The organism is Lysinibacillus sp. BNK-21 (assembly GCF_048684915.1).
Taxonomy (GTDB): Bacteria; Bacillota; Bacilli; order Bacillales_A; family Planococcaceae; genus Lysinibacillus; species Lysinibacillus capsici.
Window position 1 is genome coordinate 885578 of record NZ_JBLQTS010000001.1, and the last position, 16103, is coordinate 901680.

Below are 16103 nucleotides of genomic sequence, written 5' to 3' on the forward strand. Positions count from 1 at the left end.
AAAAAATCCTCCAACTAGTTTAAAATTTCCATTTCGATTTTTTCTATATAAGATAGTGCTCGTAATGAACGATAAAATGACAACAAATTATCCGAGACGATTAAGGAAAGACGTAAATCTAACTCATGTAAAACACTATCGTTTTTTAAGTGCACATCTTTAATGCGTATATTTTCAATGATAATGTTGTTGTCCTTTAAAAATAATAGAAATGATTCTGTATGGTTGTCATCATCAATTTGGACTTTTAATAAAATTTCCCGCATACGAATTCGCTTTGGTCCGATTTTCATAAGAAAAGGTGATAGTACTTCAATTCCAAAAACAATGATCACAACAGCTAGTGTTGCATCCATGTAAAAACCTGCACCAACCGCAATACCAATACCAGCGGCTCCCCAAATCATAGCAGCGGTTGTTAAACCCGTAATGCTGTCATTCCCGCGTCTTAGAATGACTCCTGCACCAAGAAAGCCAATTCCACTAACAATTTGTGCGGCTAAACGAAGAGGGTCCATCGTAATATTAATATCTTCTCTAGCGGGGGTTGAGTAGGCAGTTTCAATGGAGATAATCGTTAATAAGCAGCTGAAAGTAGCAATAACTAAACTTGTTTTTAATCCAACTGGTTTTTTCTTTAATTCCCTTTCGATACCGATTACTAAACTTAATGTGGCTGCAATAACTAATTTTATGCCAACTTCATATGTAATCATATTTTCGAATAATGTTTCCATACACAACCCTCCATTGATATTTCGTATTGCTAAGAGATATGCAAACTGTCATTATTATATGTGCATCACTTTTTTGTATTGTACAACATGAAGTAAGGACATATAAGTATTTTTTTAGGAAGGTGGGGTTTTTTGGAGCAGCCAAAAATCCATCCATACATCCCGATTGTGATTGGTGTAATTTCAGTATCGATGTCAGCTATTTTTGTGAAATTAGCATCGGCGGAAGCGGGGATTATAGCATTTTATCGCATGCTATTTTCCGTTTTAATCATGGCGCCATGGTTTTTAAGGGGATATACAAAGGAGTTAACGACTTTAAAAAGACGTGATTGGCTATTTTCTTCAGTTGCAGGGATTTTTTTAGCTTTTCATTTTATATTATGGTTTGAATCACTCAACTATACTTCAGTAGCAAGTTCAACAGTTTTAGTAACACTACAACCTTTGTTTGCGTTTGTGGGCACTTACTTTTTCTTTAAAGAGAAAATTACGGTGAAAACAATCGTAGCAGGATCAATTGCAATAATAGGAAGTATTTTAATTAGTTGGGGCGATTTTAAAGTAAGTGGAACAGCCTTATATGGAGATGTACTGGCGCTCGTTGCTTGTGCACTAGCGACAGCTTATTTTCTATTAGGACAGGATGTACGTAAGAGATTATCACTTGTAACCTATACAATGGTTGTATATGTTGTAAGTACCATCACTTTATTTATATATGTAATGGTTAAAGGGGAATCTTTTGGTCCATATTCTTCGATGGATTGGTTATGGTTTATCTTATTAGCGTTAATACCAAATTTACTTGGTCATACTTTGTTTAATTGGTCAATTAAATATGTTAGTACGAATGTTGTTTCAATTGCTATATTATTTGAGCCTGTAGGAGCTGCTCTTTTAGCTTTGGTGATATTTAAAGAGTATTTAATCATGACACAAATCATCGGTGGATTGATTGTATTAGCAGGAATTCTATTGTTTGTAATAGATATTAAAAAGATTTTTAATTTTTTTAAGAAAAATGCTTGATTTTTAAAATGCTATATTATATATTATTACTTGTCCTTAACAAGAAGGAACGCTTGAAAATAAAGTTTTGAAAAGTTGTTGACTTTTAGTTGGGAATGAGATAAGATAATAAAGTCGCTGAAAACGACTTAAATAAAATGAACCTTGAAAACTGAACAAGCAAAACGTAATCAATAAAGTTTTAAGTAGCTAGTTTTGCTAGTGAATAAAACACAATTTTGGACATCAAACATGATGCCAGCAAAACAATTTGAGCTAATCAAATTTCTTTTATGGAGAGTTTGATCCTGGCTCAGGACGAACGCTGGCGGCGTGCCTAATACATGCAAGTCGAGCGAACAGAAAAGGAGCTTGCTCCTTTGACGTTAGCGGCGGACGGGTGAGTAACACGTGGGCAACCTACCCTATAGTTTGGGATAACTCCGGGAAACCGGGGCTAATACCGAATAATCTCTTTTGCTTCATGGTGAAAGACTGAAAGACGGTTTCGGCTGTCGCTATAGGATGGGCCCGCGGCGCATTAGCTAGTTGGTGAGGTAACGGCTCACCAAGGCGACGATGCGTAGCCGACCTGAGAGGGTGATCGGCCACACTGGGACTGAGACACGGCCCAGACTCCTACGGGAGGCAGCAGTAGGGAATCTTCCACAATGGGCGAAAGCCTGATGGAGCAACGCCGCGTGAGTGAAGAAGGTTTTCGGATCGTAAAACTCTGTTGTAAGGGAAGAACAAGTACAGTAGTAACTGGCTGTACCTTGACGGTACCTTATTAGAAAGCCACGGCTAACTACGTGCCAGCAGCCGCGGTAATACGTAGGTGGCAAGCGTTGTCCGGAATTATTGGGCGTAAAGCGCGCGCAGGCGGTCCTTTAAGTCTGATGTGAAAGCCCACGGCTCAACCGTGGAGGGTCATTGGAAACTGGGGGACTTGAGTGCAGAAGAGGAAAGTGGAATTCCAAGTGTAGCGGTGAAATGCGTAGAGATTTGGAGGAACACCAGTGGCGAAGGCGACTTTCTGGTCTGTAACTGACGCTGAGGCGCGAAAGCGTGGGGAGCAAACAGGATTAGATACCCTGGTAGTCCACGCCGTAAACGATGAGTGCTAAGTGTTAGGGGGTTTCCGCCCCTTAGTGCTGCAGCTAACGCATTAAGCACTCCGCCTGGGGAGTACGGTCGCAAGACTGAAACTCAAAGGAATTGACGGGGGCCCGCACAAGCGGTGGAGCATGTGGTTTAATTCGAAGCAACGCGAAGAACCTTACCAGGTCTTGACATCCCGTTGACCACTGTAGAGATATAGTTTCCCCTTCGGGGGCAACGGTGACAGGTGGTGCATGGTTGTCGTCAGCTCGTGTCGTGAGATGTTGGGTTAAGTCCCGCAACGAGCGCAACCCTTGATCTTAGTTGCCATCATTTAGTTGGGCACTCTAAGGTGACTGCCGGTGACAAACCGGAGGAAGGTGGGGATGACGTCAAATCATCATGCCCCTTATGACCTGGGCTACACACGTGCTACAATGGACGATACAAACGGTTGCCAACTCGCGAGAGGGAGCTAATCCGATAAAGTCGTTCTCAGTTCGGATTGTAGGCTGCAACTCGCCTACATGAAGCCGGAATCGCTAGTAATCGCGGATCAGCATGCCGCGGTGAATACGTTCCCGGGCCTTGTACACACCGCCCGTCACACCACGAGAGTTTGTAACACCCGAAGTCGGTGAGGTAACCTTTTGGAGCCAGCCGCCGAAGGTGGGATAGATGATTGGGGTGAAGTCGTAACAAGGTAGCCGTATCGGAAGGTGCGGCTGGATCACCTCCTTTCTAAGGATTATTTCGGAATACAAACCTTGGGTTTGTAAGATTACGTTTTGCGTTCAGTTTTGAAGGTTCATTCTTCTGAATGAAACACTTCAAAACTTGTTCTTTGAAAACTGGATAAAACGACATTGAAATTGTAACAAACACATTTATTTTTTTAAGTTTTTTATAGGCTTAATAACTTGGTTAAGTTATTAAGGGCGCACGGCGAATGCCTTGGCACTAGGAGCCGAAGAAGGACGGCACTAACACCGATATGCTTCGGGGAGCTGTAAGTGAGCTTTGATCCGGAGATTTCCGAATGGGGGAACCCACTACGTTTAATCGCGTAGTATCTTGACGTGAATACATAGCGTCTTGAAGGCAGACCCAGGGAACTGAAACATCTAAGTACCTGGAGGAAGAGAAAGAAAAATCGATTCCCTGAGTAGCGGCGAGCGAAACGGGAAGAGCCCAAACCAAGAGGCTTGCCTCTTGGGGTTGTAGGACACTCTATACGGAGTTACAAAAGAGCGAGTTAGATGAAGCGACTTGGAAAGGTCCGCCAGAGCAGGTAAAAGCCCTGTAGTCGAAAGTTCGTTCTCTCCTGAGTGGATCCTGAGTACGGCGGAACACGTGAAATTCCGTCGGAATCCGGGAGGACCATCTCCCAAGGCTAAATACTACCTAGTGACCGATAGTGAACCAGTACCGTGAGGGAAAGGTGAAAAGCACCCCGGAAGGGGAGTGAAAGAGATCCTGAAACCGTGTGCCTACAAGTAGTTAGAGCCCGTTAATGGGTGATAGCGTGCCTTTTGTAGAATGAACCGGCGAGTTACGATTACGTGCAAGGTTAAGCTTTAGAAGGCGGAGCCGCAGCGAAAGCGAGTCTGAATAGGGCGAAATAGTACGTGGTCGTAGACCCGAAACCAGGTGATCTACCCATGTCCAGGGTGAAGGTGAGGTAACACTTACTGGAGGCCCGAACCCACGCACGTTGAAAAGTGCGGGGATGAGGTGTGGGTAGCGGAGAAATTCCAATCGAACTTGGAGATAGCTGGTTCTCTCCGAAATAGCTTTAGGGCTAGCCTCGTGATGAGAATACTGGAGGTAGAGCACTGTTTGGACTAGGGGGCCATCCCGGTTTACCGAATTCAGACAAACTCCGAATGCCAGATATTTATACACGGGAGTCAGACTGCGAGTGATAAGATCCGTAGTCAAAAGGGAAACAGCCCAGACCACCAGCTAAGGTCCCAAAGTAATCGTTAAGTGGAAAAGGATGTGGCGTTGCACAGACAACCAGGATGTTGGCTTAGAAGCAGCCATCATTTAAAGAGTGCGTAATAGCTCACTGGTCGAGTGACGCTGCGCCGAAAATGTATCGGGGCTAAACGATTCACCGAAGCTGTGGATTGACATCTACGATGTCAGTGGTAGGAGAGCGTTCTAAGTGCGTTGAAGTCAGATCGGAAGGACTGGTGGAGCGCTTAGAAGTGAGAATGCCGGTATGAGTAGCGAAAGACGGGTGAGAATCCCGTCCACCGTATGACTAAGGTTTCCTGAGGAAGGCTCGTCCGCTCAGGGTTAGTCGGGACCTAAGCCGAGGCCGATAGGCGTAGGCGATGGACAACAGGTTGATATTCCTGTACCACCTCCTCACCGTTTGAGAAATGGGGGGACGCAGTAGGATAGGGTAAGCGCGCCGTTGGTTGTGCGCGTCCAAGCAGTAAGGCGTGTGTGTAGGCAAATCCGCACACTGTAACGTTGAGCTGTGATGGCGAGTCCGTATGGACGAAGTTCCTGATTTCACACTGCCAAGAAAAGCCTCTATCGAGGTGAGAGGTGCCCGTACCGCAAACCGACACAGGTAGTCGAGGAGAGAATCCTAAGGTGTGCGAGAGAACTCTCGTTAAGGAACTCGGCAAAATGACCCCGTAACTTCGGGAGAAGGGGTGCTCTTGAGCGTGCAAGCGCATGAGAGCCGCAGTGAATAGGCCCAGGCGACTGTTTAGCAAAAACACAGGTCTCTGCAAAACCGTAAGGTGACGTATAGGGGCTGACGCCTGCCCGGTGCTGGAAGGTTAAGAGGAGTGGTTAGCGCAAGCGAAGCTGCGAATTGAAGCCCCAGTAAACGGCGGCCGTAACTATAACGGTCCTAAGGTAGCGAAATTCCTTGTCGGGTAAGTTCCGACCCGCACGAAAGGCGTAACGATCTGGGCACTGTCTCAACGAGAGACTCGGTGAAATTATAGTACCTGTGAAGATGCAGGTTACCCGCGACAGGACGGAAAGACCCCGTGGAGCTTTACTGTAGCCTGATATTGAATTTTGGTACAACTTGTACAGGATAGGTAGGAGCCAGAGATCTCGGAGCGCCAGCTTCGAAGGAGGCGTCGGTGGGATACTACCCTGGTTGTATTGAAATTCTAACCCATGCCCCTTAGCGGGGCAGGAGACAGTGTCAGGCGGACAGTTTGACTGGGGCGGTCGCCTCCTAAAAGGTAACGGAGGCGCCCAAAGGTTCCCTCAGAATGGTTGGAAATCATTCGTAGAGTGTAAAGGCACAAGGGAGCTTGACTGCGAGACCTACAAGTCGAGCAGGGTCGAAAGACGGGCTTAGTGATCCGGTGGTTCCGCATGGAAGGGCCATCGCTCAACGGATAAAAGCTACCCCGGGGATAACAGGCTTATCTCCCCCAAGAGTCCACATCGACGGGGAGGTTTGGCACCTCGATGTCGGCTCATCGCATCCTGGGGCTGTAGTCGGTCCCAAGGGTTGGGCTGTTCGCCCATTAAAGCGGTACGCGAGCTGGGTTCAGAACGTCGTGAGACAGTTCGGTCCCTATCCGTCGTGGGCGTAGGAAATTTGAGAGGAGCTGTCCTTAGTACGAGAGGACCGGGATGGACACACCGCTGGTGTACCAGTTGTCTTGCCAAAGGCATCGCTGGGTAGCTATGTGTGGACGGGATAAGTGCTGAAAGCATCTAAGCATGAAGCCCCCCTCAAGATGAGATTTCCCATTACGCAAGTAAGTAAGATCCCTCAAAGACGATGAGGTAGATAGGTTCGAGGTGGAAGTGTGGTGACACATGGAGCTGACGAATACTAATCGATCGAGGACTTAACCAAAACGTTTGAAACATTCAATGCACCGTTTATCCAGTTTTGAAAGAGCAAATCTTTCTAAAAAGAGAGCTTCTAGATACAGCAGTACGCCGTGTATGGAAGGTCGACCATAGTCTAGTGATGATGGCAAAGAGGTCACACCCGTTCCCATACCGAACACGGAAGTTAAGCTCTTTAGCGCCGATGGTAGTTGGGGGCTTCCCCCTGTGAGAGTAGGACGTCGCTAGGCATAATACCCAGGAGGATTAGCTCAGCTGGGAGAGCATCTGCCTTACAAGCAGAGGGTCGGCGGTTCGAGCCCGTCATCCTCCACCATATGCCGGTTTAGCTCAGCAGGTAGAGCAACTGACTTGTAATCAGTAGGTCGTGGGTTCGATTCCTATAGCCGGCACCATTTTTTCGAGCCATTAGCTCAGTTGGTAGAGCATCTGACTTTTAATCAGAGGGTCGAAGGTTCGAGTCCTTCATGGCTCACCATTTATAAATAATAATAAGCGGGTGTGGCGGAATTGGCAGACGCACTAGACTTAGGATCTAGCGCCGCAAGGCGTGGGGGTTCGACTCCCTTCACCCGCACCATTATTTTCATTGCCAGATAAAAAAGCTTATGCACATGCGGAAGTAGTTCAGTGGTAGAACACCACCTTGCCAAGGTGGGGGTCGCGAGTTCGAACCTCGTCTTCCGCTCCAAATGTGCCGGGGTGGCGGAACTGGCAGACGCACAGGACTTAAAATCCTGCGGTAGGTGACTACCGTACCGGTTCGATTCCGGTCCTCGGCACCATTTTAAATGCGCCCGTAGCTCAATTGGATAGAGCGTCTGACTACGGATCAGAAGGTTATGGGTTCGACTCCTGTCGGGCGCGCCAAAAGAACAACGGGAAGTAGCTCAGCTTGGTAGAGCACTTGGTTTGGGACCAAGGGGTCGCAGGTTCGAATCCTGTCTTCCCGACCATTTCCAAAAAGATTATGGGGCCTTAGCTCAGCTGGGAGAGCGCCTGCCTTGCACGCAGGAGGTCAGCGGTTCGATCCCGCTAGGCTCCACCATAAGTAAATTAACCAGTATAAAGATCCTGGCGGCGTAGCTCAGCTGGCTAGAGCGTACGGTTCATACCCGTAAGGTCGGGGGTTCGATCCCCTCTGCCGCCATCTTAAAGGACCTTTAGCTCAGTTGGTTAGAGCAGACGGCTCATAACCGTCCGGTCGCAGGTTCGAGTCCTGCAAGGTCCACCATTTATATATTGTAACGGAGGTATACCCAAGTCTGGCTGAAGGGATCGGTCTTGAAAACCGACAGGCGGGTAACACCGCGCGGGGGTTCGAATCCCTCTACCTCCTCCAGTTTTAAATTTTTATAAATGGTGCTTTAAAAACTCGAAACAACATAAAATTATCGCGGGGTGGAGCAGTGGTAGCTCGTCGGGCTCATAACCCGAAGGTCGTTGGTTCAAATCCGGCCCCCGCAACCAAAAGGTCCCGTGGTGTAGCGGTTAACATGCCTGCCTGTCACGCAGGAGATCGCCGGTTCGATCCCGGTCGGGACCGCCATTTTTAAAGATAAAAGTCATGAGAAGCAAAAGAGTGAGCAAGCTTAGCATGGACGAAATGGGTCAGTAGCTCAGTTGGTAGAGCATTAGATTGAAGCTCTAAGTGTCGGCGGTTCGATTCCGTCCTGACCCACCATTTATGCGGGTGTAGTTTAATGGTAAAACCTCAGCCTTCCAAGCTGATGTCGTGGGTTCGATTCCCATCACCCGCTCCAAGGGCCTATAGCTCAGCTGGTTAGAGCGCACGCCTGATAAGCGTGAGGTCGATGGTTCGAGTCCATTTAGGCCCACCATTATTCCGAAGTAGCTCAGTTGGTAGTAGCACCTGACTGTTAATCAGGTTGTCGCAGGTTCGAGTCCTGCCTTCGGAGCCATTTTTATTTTGGGGAAGTACTCAAGAGGCTGAAGAGGCGCCCCTGCTAAGGGTGTAGGTCGGGTAACCGGCGCGAGGGTTCAAATCCCTCCTTCTCCGCCATGGGCCCGTTGGTCAAGTGGTTAAGACACCGCCCTTTCACGGCGGTAACACGGGTTCGAATCCCGTACGGGTCATACTAGAAACAGTAGATGCAATTGCATCTACTGTTTTTTGATATTCATAGATACAAAATTTACTCTTGATTCAATGCATTTTCATCCATATAAACTACTTCCCAGATATGCCCATCTACATCTTGAAAACCCCAACCATACATAAATCCGTGATCTTGTGGTTCACTATAAGGTTTACCACCAGAGGCAAGAGCCTTATTCACTAATTGATCTACTTGTTCACGATTTTCAGCAGAAAGACATAAGATTGCTTCTGCAGAAGTAGTAGTATCTGTAACTTCTTTCTTACTAAATCCTTTAAATCGTTCTTCAACCATTATTAATACGAAGATATTTTCACTAATAATCATTGAGGCTGTTGTTTCATCACTGAATTGTTGATTGAACTCAAAACCTAATTCCTTAAAAAAACTGATAGATTTGTTTAGATCTTGTACTGGTAAATTGATAAAGATATTTTTCGATTGAAAAGCCATTTAGTATCACCTCCAAATTGACAGTATCATGGAGCATAAAGTCGTGTCAATTATAGCAAAGCGGGGCGCAAATGGAAGCCATTAGCACTATTAGAAGTAGGCGTTATGTCAACAAAAACAGAAAGGTTATATCTTCAACCTTTCTGTTTAAAAAGTTTTAACTATTTATCCTCTGGCTAGCATTCTTTCAAGTGAACTAAGTGCTTCAGCGGTAGTATGTTCATCTACTTGTATACGGTTATGAGGTTGACCTTGCTCAATACTTTCTAAGCTCCATAACAAATGTGGAAGGTCAATTCGATTCATTGTTAAACAAGGACAAAAGTTTTCGTTTAAGGAGACAATATGTTTATCAGGATGCTGCTTAATAATGCGATTGACAAGGTTCATTTCTGTTCCAATTGCCCATGCAGATCCGCTTGGAGCTCGATTGATTGTATCAATAATGTATTTTGTGGAGCCTGCATCATCAGCCGCTGCAACCACTTCACGGCTGCACTCAGGGTGAACAATTATCCTCATAGTCGGGTGTTCTTTGCGAATAACCTCTGTATGTTGAACAGTAAAACCTTCGTGCACAGAGCAGTGACCCTTCCAAAGAATAACCTGGATATTTTCAAGTGGCTCTTTTGTTTCGAGCAAGTTCTTATGTGGATTCCAAACAGCCATATTTTCAAGAGGTATACCTAAATCATAGGCAGTATTTCTTCCTAAATGTTGGTCAGGTAAAAAGAAGATACGCTGTTTTTGGGTAAAAGCCCATTGAACAAGTTCCTTTGCATTCGATGAAGTGACACAAGCACCACCATGTCTTCCAGTAAAGGCTTTAATAGCCGCAGTTGAGTTAACATAGGTTAGAGGAATAATCGTATCACCAAAGAGTTCTTGAAGAATTGGCCATGCTTGTTCAGTTTGATAAATATCAGCCATATCAGCCATTGAACAACCAGCGCGCATATCTGGTAAATAGACATGTTGCTGTTTCGTTGTCAGCATATCAGCAGTTTCTGCCATAAAATGTACACCGCAAAATACGATGTGTTCAGCTTCCTTATTTGCTGCAGATAATTGAGCTAACTGTAAAGAATCCCCAGTTGAATCTGCAAATTGAATGACTTCATCTTTTTGATAATGGTGGCCAGGAATAAATAATTTAGAACCTAATTTTTTCTTTATTGATAAAATACGAGATTCCATTTCCTTTACAGATAGTGCCCGATAATGCTCTGGGAGTAATGTCGTCTGTTGTAATAAACTAGTGATGGACAAGGGAATGATCTCCTTTCATTTGAACGAGTGCACTAATATCAAAAGCTTTAACTGAATGTGTTAAGGAGCCAAGTGAAATCCATTGAATACCCGTTTGGGCATAAGCCTTTAAATTTTCAAGTGTGATGCCCCCAGATGCTTCAGTCGCAATAGTGGGAGGAACAATGGGAAGCCATGCACGGATTTCTTCTGGGCTACGGTTATCAAACATAATAATATCTGCTCCTGCGTTGATAGCTTCTTCTAATTGTTCTTTTGATTCAATTTCAACTTCAATTTTTACGGTATGACCGACTTTCGCTCTAGCGGTCTGAACTGCCTTTGTAATGCTACCAGCAAAGGCAATATGATTGTCCTTTAGCATAATTGCGTCGTACAGGCCATTACGATGATTAAAAGCACCACCAATTCGAACAGCATATTTATCTAACATACGCAGTCCAGGTAGTGTTTTACGCGTATCACATATTTTTGCGTGAGTACCTACTGTTTCTTGAACGGCAAGATGGGCAGCCGTTGCAATAGCAGACATACGTTGAATAAGATTTAAAATGACACGCTCACCGATTAATAATTTTTGTAAGGGACCTTTAATCACAGCGAGTACATCACCTGACTTCACCATCTCTCCATCTTTTGTATGAAGATTGACTTCGATTGATCGATCGAGTAAGAGAAAGCCATGCTCAATAATGTTAGCCCCACAAAAAATTCCGCTTTCTTTCGCGTAAAAAGAAAAAGCTCCCTGTTGTTCGGCTGAAAAGATAAATTCACTCGATAAATCTCCATCTCCTAAATCCTCATTAAAAAATTGCTTGAGCATTTCCTCAAGTTTGATGATATTCATACAATGAGTTCCTCACTTTCATTTGTCCTTGCGAAAAAATAATCCATCGACTTGCCCATTGTGATTTCATTTCGGATTTATCCTTCCGAATATGAGCTCCTCTTGTTTCCGTTCGAGTAATTGCTGCATGTGCCATTAATGTGGCGACTACATGCATCATAAATAATTCCAACTCAGCTAGTTCTAGACCCTTTAAATTAACTTGAATAAGTGATTGCAAGGAGGGTAGTTGCTTTACAAAATGCTGCAAGTCATCAATATTTCTAACAATACCTAGGAACTGCATCATGTGTTGCTGTAATTGGGGTTTGCTAAATAAAGGTGGCATTTTATCAGGACATTGATGCTTTTCCAGTAAAAAGTTTTTTTGATGACACCCTTTTTGAATAATGAACTGCGCCATTTTTTGACCAAATGTAATACCTTCCAATAGGGAGTTACTTGCTAAACGATTCGCACCATGTACGCCTGTACAGGCAACCTCACCGACTGCATATAAGTTCGGTATAGTAGTTCTTCCTTTGTCATCAGCAATAACACCACCCATCAAGAAATGACTTCCTGGAGCCACGGGGATTAGACCATCTTGTAAATGAACGTGATGAACATGGCACAGCTGAGCAATTGTTGGAAACTTTGCTTCAAAGTCTTGAATGTTAGTGATATCAATAAACGTTTCTTCACCCGCTGCACGTTTTGTAAATAGGGCAAGTGCAGTAATATGTCTTGGTGCTAGGTCAAGTTGAGCATGTAAACCTGTCATAATGGGCTGATGCTGGGCATTAACAAAAATACCACCAGCCCCTCTGACAGCTTCAGAAACTAATCCCTTTGCTTCATTTTTACACCACAGAAGACTCGGGTGAAATTGCATAAATTCCATATCACTAATGGCAGCGCCTGCTCGAAATGCTAATGCGATCCCATCCCCTGTATTAGTTGGAAAATTAGATGTACTTGAATAAAGGGCACCTGCGCCACCTGTCGCTAAAATAACATGATGAGCCAAATAACGTTTTGTACCTTTTTCTCCTTTAGTTAGCACTCCTACACAGTCACCATCTGTATTCCGTAAAAGCTCATAAGCCATTTCATAGCAATTGATCTTTGTTTTGGGCGAAAGTTTATGAAGCAAGTAATCTATGAAAATCTGACCAGTACGATCACCACCTGCATGTAGAATACGATGATGACTATGTGCTCCTTCAAGTCCTAGAGCAGGTTTTCCATCGACCTGCCGATCAACAGGGAGGCCATCCTTTAGATAGTTTTGCATAATCTCAGTGCCATCTTTTATAAGTGTTTTAACATGCCTTTTCTCATGATGATACTCTCCAGCTTTCAATGTATCAGCAATATGATGTTGAATATGATCCTCCTCACTGGTAACAGCAGCAATCCCACCTTGTGCACGATAAGAACTACTCATATATATAGATGATTTTGTAACAATTTGTATTTGAAAATGTTTTTCAAGCACTAAAGCAGCCTGAAGTGCAGCAATACCACTACCAATTATAAGGACGTCTGTCTTTACATCCATTGTTATACCTTCTTTACAGTTGTCTTGACACTTATCTTTACATAAAATATAAAAGAAAACAAGACCTGATGAACAAGAGAGGAAGAAGACGATGATTTATATGGATTATGCTGCAACATCACCTATGATGAGGGAATCTCTTGAGGCATATGTAGAGGTGGCACAACGGTATTATGGAAATAGTGCGAGTTTGCATGATTTAGGGGGACAAGCTTTTTATTTTGTCCAGCAATCAAGGGAGGTTGTAGCCCAAGCCCTAGGTGTAACTAGTGATGGCGTAATTTTTACGGGTAGTGGAACAGAAGGAAATCTCATAGCCATCTTGTCGTTAGCGCTAGCCTCAAAAAAAGGAAAACACATTATTTCATCTCAAGCTGAGCATACGTCAGTGCATGCGGCTTTGAATACACTTGAGAAAAAGGGCTTTACTGTAACAAAATTACCTTTGCAGAAGGATGGTTGTGTTGATCTGGGGCAATTGCAACAAGCAATCCGGGAAGAGACTGCTTTGATTACCATTCAACATGTCAATTCTGAAATTGGTTCAATCCAGCCTGTAGAGAAAATCGTAAAGATGGCAAGAAAATCAAATATATTCTGTCATGTTGATTGTGTACAATCATTTGGCAAACTAGCTATACCACAAGGGGCAGATGCGATTACCATCTCGGCTCATAAAATAGGCGGACCAAAGGGCTGTGGTGCTATATATCTGAACCCTGCAATCAGAGTACCTGCATTAACACCAGGTTTGACACATGAGAGGGGTCTTAGAGGGGGGACATTAGATACTCCTGCAATCGTGGCCTTTGCCGCGGCAATTGAAAACTATCAATATGAATTGCAACATTATGAAACGCTAAGAAATTATTTTGAAAATAATTTACCTGAAAAATGTCAGCTCGTTGAGTGTAAACAGCAACTACCTAATATTTGTGGGGTAATGATGGAAAAAGTAGAGGGGCAATATGTTCTTTTAAAGTTAAATGAGGTGGGAATCTGTATCTCTACAGGTAGTGCATGTGATATTCATAGTGAATCGGGAACAAAGGCTATTCTATCAATGGGGTTCTCTTTGGAAGCGGCACGCCAATTTTTTAGAATATCTTTTGGACCTTCCACTACACTTGAGGATATTGTAAAATTAAAAATAGAGCTTTCAAATATTTAACGAAAAGACGAGTGAAGGATTATCTATATTCTTCACTTGTAGTGAAATAGATTATAAGCTAATAATATCGGCCAAATAAAATAATTGTTTTCTTTTGAACCAACAATTGCTATAATATTTTGCAGGGCAATATTTTCTCTTACTTAACAAAAATATCTTTAAAAAGTAATAATTTCTTTTTTTTATAAAAAAGTATTGCACAATGTTAGAAAACGTTATACAATAATTCTTGTCTTGAAGGACAGGTAAACAACTTCAAAACAAGATACATAACAAAGTCTAGTGATGATGGCAAAGAGGTCACACCCGTTCCCATACCGAACACGGAAGTTAAGCTTTTTAGCGCCGATGGTAGTTGGGGGCTTCCCCTGTGAGAGTAGGACGTCGCTAGGCATAATACCCAGGAGGATTAGCTCAGCTGGGAGAGCATCTGCCTTACAAGCAGAGGGTCGGCGGTTCGAGCCCGTCATCCTCCACCATATGCCGGTTTAGCTCAGCAGGTAGAGCAACTGACTTGTAATCAGTAGGTCGTGGGTTCGATTCCTATAGCCGGCACCATTTTTTCGAGCCATTAGCTCAGTTGGTAGAGCATCTGACTTTTAATCAGAGGGTCGAAGGTTCGAGTCCTTCATGGCTCACCATTTATAAATAATAATAAGCGGGTGTGGCGGAATTGGCAGACGCACTAGACTTAGGATCTAGCGCCGCAAGGCGTGGGGGTTCGACTCCCTTCACCCGCACCATTATTTTCATTGCCAGATAAAAAAGCTTATGCACATGCGGAAGTAGTTCAGTGGTAGAACACCACCTTGCCAAGGTGGGGGTCGCGAGTTCGAACCTCGTCTTCCGCTCCAAATGTGCCGGGGTGGCGGAACTGGCAGACGCACAGGACTTAAAATCCTGCGGTAGGTGACTACCGTACCGGTTCGATTCCGGTCCTCGGCACCATTTTAAATGCGCCCGTAGCTCAATTGGATAGAGCGTCTGACTACGGATCAGAAGGTTATGGGTTCGACTCCTGTCGGGCGCGCCAAAAGAACAACGGGAAGTAGCTCAGCTTGGTAGAGCACTTGGTTTGGGACCAAGGGGTCGCAGGTTCGAATCCTGTCTTCCCGACCATTTCCAAAAAGATTATGGGGCCTTAGCTCAGCTGGGAGAGCGCCTGCCTTGCACGCAGGAGGTCAGCGGTTCGATCCCGCTAGGCTCCACCATAAGTAAATTAACCAGTATAAAGATCCTGGCGGCGTAGCTCAGCTGGCTAGAGCGTACGGTTCATACCCGTAAGGTCGGGGGTTCGATCCCCTCTGCCGCCATCTTAAAGGACCTTTAGCTCAGTTGGTTAGAGCAGACGGCTCATAACCGTCCGGTCGCAGGTTCGAGTCCTGCAAGGTCCACCATTTATATATTGTAACGGAGGTATACCCAAGTCTGGCTGAAGGGATCGGTCTTGAAAACCGACAGGCGGGTAACACCGCGCGGGGGTTCGAATCCCTCTACCTCCTCCAGTTTTAAATTTTTATAAATGGTGCTTTAAAAACTCGAAACAACATAAAATTATCGCGGGGTGGAGCAGTGGTAGCTCGTCGGGCTCATAACCCGAAGGTCGTTGGTTCAAATCCGGCCCCCGCAACCAAAAGGTCCCGTGGTGTAGCGGTTAACATGCCTGCCTGTCACGCAGGAGATCGCCGGTTCGATCCCGGTCGGGACCGCCATTTTTAAAGATAAAAGTCATGAGAAGCAAAAGAGTGAGCAAGCTTAGCATGGACGAAATGGGTCAGTAGCTCAGTTGGTAGAGCATTAGATTGAAGCTCTAAGTGTCGGCGGTTCGATTCCGTCCTGACCCACCATTTATGCGGGTGTAGTTTAATGGTAAAACCTCAGCCTTCCAAGCTGATGTCGTGGGTTCGATTCCCATCACCCGCTCCAAGGGCCTATAGCTCAGCTGGTTAGAGCGCACGCCTGATAAGCGTGAGGTCGATGGTTCGAGTCCATTTAGGCCCACCAT

Annotated in this window: 7 protein-coding genes, 37 tRNA genes and 4 rRNA genes; 43 read left to right on the forward strand and 5 right to left on the reverse strand. The window is 44.8% G+C overall.

The genetic code is table 11. The annotated features are described in order from the left end of the window. Nucleotides 1-14: 14 nt before the first annotated feature. Entirely contained in the window at nucleotides 15-737 is a 723-nt protein-coding gene (locus tag ACMGGO_RS04365) for an MgtC/SapB family protein (RefSeq protein WP_004233792.1), read from the reverse strand. 132 nt (nucleotides 738-869) lie between these two features. Here ACMGGO_RS04365 and ACMGGO_RS04370 point away from each other — a divergent pair, with 132 nt between their 5' ends. From ACMGGO_RS04370 to ACMGGO_RS04485, 24 genes are all read left to right on the forward strand, one after another. Further along, nucleotides 870-1769, forward strand: a complete 900-nt coding sequence (locus tag ACMGGO_RS04370; RefSeq protein WP_279495844.1) for a DMT family transporter — start codon at nucleotides 870-872, stop codon at nucleotides 1767-1769. 269 nt (nucleotides 1770-2038) lie between these two features. Then, nucleotides 2039-3590: ribosomal RNA gene (locus ACMGGO_RS04375) — 16S ribosomal RNA — on the forward strand. Nucleotides 3591-3771: 181 nt separating this feature from the next. After that, nucleotides 3772-6699, forward strand: a 23S ribosomal RNA gene (locus ACMGGO_RS04380). Between the two features lie 110 nt (nucleotides 6700-6809). Next, nucleotides 6810-6925: ribosomal RNA gene (rrf, locus tag ACMGGO_RS04385) — 5S ribosomal RNA — on the forward strand. Together the 16S, 23S and 5S rRNA genes with 20 tRNA genes alongside form the textbook arrangement of a ribosomal RNA operon. 10 nt (nucleotides 6926-6935) lie before the next feature. Continuing rightward, nucleotides 6936-7011, forward strand: a tRNA-Val gene (locus tag ACMGGO_RS04390). 3 nt (nucleotides 7012-7014) lie between these two features. Further along, a tRNA-Thr gene (locus ACMGGO_RS04395) sits at nucleotides 7015-7090 on the forward strand. A gap of 7 nt (nucleotides 7091-7097) precedes the next feature. Next, nucleotides 7098-7173: transfer RNA gene (locus ACMGGO_RS04400), tRNA-Lys, on the forward strand. A 17-nt stretch (nucleotides 7174-7190) separates the two neighbouring features. Next, a tRNA-Leu gene (locus ACMGGO_RS04405) sits at nucleotides 7191-7275 on the forward strand. Nucleotides 7276-7311: 36 nt separating this feature from the next. Continuing rightward, a tRNA-Gly gene (locus ACMGGO_RS04410) sits at nucleotides 7312-7386 on the forward strand. A 5-nt stretch (nucleotides 7387-7391) separates the two neighbouring features. Further along, nucleotides 7392-7480: transfer RNA gene (locus tag ACMGGO_RS04415), tRNA-Leu, on the forward strand. A gap of 8 nt (nucleotides 7481-7488) precedes the next feature. Further along, a tRNA-Arg gene (locus tag ACMGGO_RS04420) sits at nucleotides 7489-7565 on the forward strand. A gap of 9 nt (nucleotides 7566-7574) precedes the next feature. After that, nucleotides 7575-7651 (forward strand) — tRNA-Pro (locus ACMGGO_RS04425). Between the two features lie 16 nt (nucleotides 7652-7667). Beyond that, nucleotides 7668-7743 (forward strand) — tRNA-Ala (locus ACMGGO_RS04430). Between the two features lie 28 nt (nucleotides 7744-7771). Next, a tRNA-Met gene (locus ACMGGO_RS04435) sits at nucleotides 7772-7845 on the forward strand. Between the two features lie 7 nt (nucleotides 7846-7852). Then, a tRNA-Ile gene (locus ACMGGO_RS04440) sits at nucleotides 7853-7929 on the forward strand. Between the two features lie 15 nt (nucleotides 7930-7944). Next, nucleotides 7945-8037: transfer RNA gene (locus tag ACMGGO_RS04445), tRNA-Ser, on the forward strand. A gap of 53 nt (nucleotides 8038-8090) precedes the next feature. Further along, a tRNA-Met gene (locus ACMGGO_RS04450) sits at nucleotides 8091-8165 on the forward strand. A gap of 3 nt (nucleotides 8166-8168) precedes the next feature. Further along, a tRNA-Asp gene (locus ACMGGO_RS04455) sits at nucleotides 8169-8244 on the forward strand. A 59-nt stretch (nucleotides 8245-8303) separates the two neighbouring features. Next, nucleotides 8304-8379, forward strand: a tRNA-Phe gene (locus ACMGGO_RS04460). A gap of 5 nt (nucleotides 8380-8384) precedes the next feature. After that, nucleotides 8385-8458 (forward strand) — tRNA-Gly (locus ACMGGO_RS04465). A gap of 1 nt (nucleotide 8459) precedes the next feature. Next, nucleotides 8460-8536 (forward strand) — tRNA-Ile (locus tag ACMGGO_RS04470). A 4-nt stretch (nucleotides 8537-8540) separates the two neighbouring features. Beyond that, nucleotides 8541-8617: transfer RNA gene (locus ACMGGO_RS04475), tRNA-Asn, on the forward strand. A gap of 10 nt (nucleotides 8618-8627) precedes the next feature. Further along, nucleotides 8628-8718 (forward strand) — tRNA-Ser (locus tag ACMGGO_RS04480). 2 nt (nucleotides 8719-8720) lie between these two features. After that, nucleotides 8721-8792: transfer RNA gene (locus tag ACMGGO_RS04485), tRNA-Glu, on the forward strand. A gap of 59 nt (nucleotides 8793-8851) precedes the next feature. On the opposite strand, the gene ACMGGO_RS04490 is transcribed toward ACMGGO_RS04485, so the two are convergent. The 4 genes from ACMGGO_RS04490 to nadB form a co-directional block, all read right to left on the reverse strand. Continuing rightward, nucleotides 8852-9268 carry a VOC family protein gene (locus ACMGGO_RS04490; protein ID WP_279495843.1) on the reverse strand — a complete coding sequence of 139 codons (417 nt, stop codon included), beginning with the start codon at nucleotides 9266-9268 and terminating at the stop codon, nucleotides 8852-8854. 165 nt (nucleotides 9269-9433) lie between these two features. After that, nucleotides 9434-10537, reverse strand: a complete 1104-nt coding sequence (nadA, locus tag ACMGGO_RS04495; RefSeq protein ID WP_054548463.1) for a quinolinate synthase NadA — start codon at nucleotides 10535-10537, stop codon at nucleotides 9434-9436. Beyond that, the gene (gene nadC / locus ACMGGO_RS04500) at nucleotides 10524-11384 is read right to left on the reverse strand and encodes a carboxylating nicotinate-nucleotide diphosphorylase (protein ID WP_066038273.1); all 861 of its coding nucleotides are present in this window, start codon (nucleotides 11382-11384) and stop codon (nucleotides 10524-10526) included. Before nadC ends, nadA begins: the two co-directional genes overlap by 14 nt. After that, on the reverse strand, nucleotides 11365-12927 hold the full coding sequence (gene nadB / locus ACMGGO_RS04505; RefSeq protein WP_054548465.1) for an L-aspartate oxidase: 1563 nt from the start codon (nucleotides 12925-12927) through the stop codon (nucleotides 11365-11367). Before nadB ends, nadC begins: the two co-directional genes overlap by 20 nt. A gap of 100 nt (nucleotides 12928-13027) precedes the next feature. Between nadB and ACMGGO_RS04510 the strand changes: the two genes are divergently transcribed. From ACMGGO_RS04510 to ACMGGO_RS04600, 19 genes are all read left to right on the forward strand, one after another. Continuing rightward, nucleotides 13028-14098: a cysteine desulfurase family protein gene (locus ACMGGO_RS04510; protein WP_374806380.1), complete on the forward strand. Its 1071-nt coding sequence runs from the start codon at nucleotides 13028-13030 to the stop codon at nucleotides 14096-14098. A gap of 278 nt (nucleotides 14099-14376) precedes the next feature. Beyond that, nucleotides 14377-14491: ribosomal RNA gene (gene rrf, locus ACMGGO_RS04515) — 5S ribosomal RNA — on the forward strand. 10 nt (nucleotides 14492-14501) lie between these two features. Beyond that, nucleotides 14502-14577 (forward strand) — tRNA-Val (locus ACMGGO_RS04520). Nucleotides 14578-14580: 3 nt separating this feature from the next. Further along, nucleotides 14581-14656: transfer RNA gene (locus ACMGGO_RS04525), tRNA-Thr, on the forward strand. Nucleotides 14657-14663: 7 nt separating this feature from the next. Continuing rightward, a tRNA-Lys gene (locus ACMGGO_RS04530) sits at nucleotides 14664-14739 on the forward strand. A gap of 17 nt (nucleotides 14740-14756) precedes the next feature. Continuing rightward, a tRNA-Leu gene (locus tag ACMGGO_RS04535) sits at nucleotides 14757-14841 on the forward strand. A 36-nt stretch (nucleotides 14842-14877) separates the two neighbouring features. Further along, nucleotides 14878-14952: transfer RNA gene (locus ACMGGO_RS04540), tRNA-Gly, on the forward strand. A 5-nt stretch (nucleotides 14953-14957) separates the two neighbouring features. After that, nucleotides 14958-15046, forward strand: a tRNA-Leu gene (locus ACMGGO_RS04545). Nucleotides 15047-15054: 8 nt separating this feature from the next. After that, nucleotides 15055-15131, forward strand: a tRNA-Arg gene (locus ACMGGO_RS04550). A gap of 9 nt (nucleotides 15132-15140) precedes the next feature. After that, nucleotides 15141-15217 (forward strand) — tRNA-Pro (locus tag ACMGGO_RS04555). 16 nt (nucleotides 15218-15233) lie between these two features. Continuing rightward, nucleotides 15234-15309, forward strand: a tRNA-Ala gene (locus ACMGGO_RS04560). Between the two features lie 28 nt (nucleotides 15310-15337). Next, nucleotides 15338-15411, forward strand: a tRNA-Met gene (locus ACMGGO_RS04565). Nucleotides 15412-15418: 7 nt separating this feature from the next. Then, nucleotides 15419-15495: transfer RNA gene (locus ACMGGO_RS04570), tRNA-Ile, on the forward strand. A gap of 15 nt (nucleotides 15496-15510) precedes the next feature. Further along, nucleotides 15511-15603 (forward strand) — tRNA-Ser (locus ACMGGO_RS04575). 53 nt (nucleotides 15604-15656) lie between these two features. Then, nucleotides 15657-15731, forward strand: a tRNA-Met gene (locus ACMGGO_RS04580). A 3-nt stretch (nucleotides 15732-15734) separates the two neighbouring features. Further along, nucleotides 15735-15810: transfer RNA gene (locus ACMGGO_RS04585), tRNA-Asp, on the forward strand. Between the two features lie 59 nt (nucleotides 15811-15869). Further along, nucleotides 15870-15945: transfer RNA gene (locus ACMGGO_RS04590), tRNA-Phe, on the forward strand. 5 nt (nucleotides 15946-15950) lie between these two features. After that, a tRNA-Gly gene (locus tag ACMGGO_RS04595) sits at nucleotides 15951-16024 on the forward strand. A gap of 1 nt (nucleotide 16025) precedes the next feature. Then, a tRNA-Ile gene (locus ACMGGO_RS04600) sits at nucleotides 16026-16102 on the forward strand. The last annotated feature ends 1 nt before the right edge of the window (nucleotide 16103 follow it).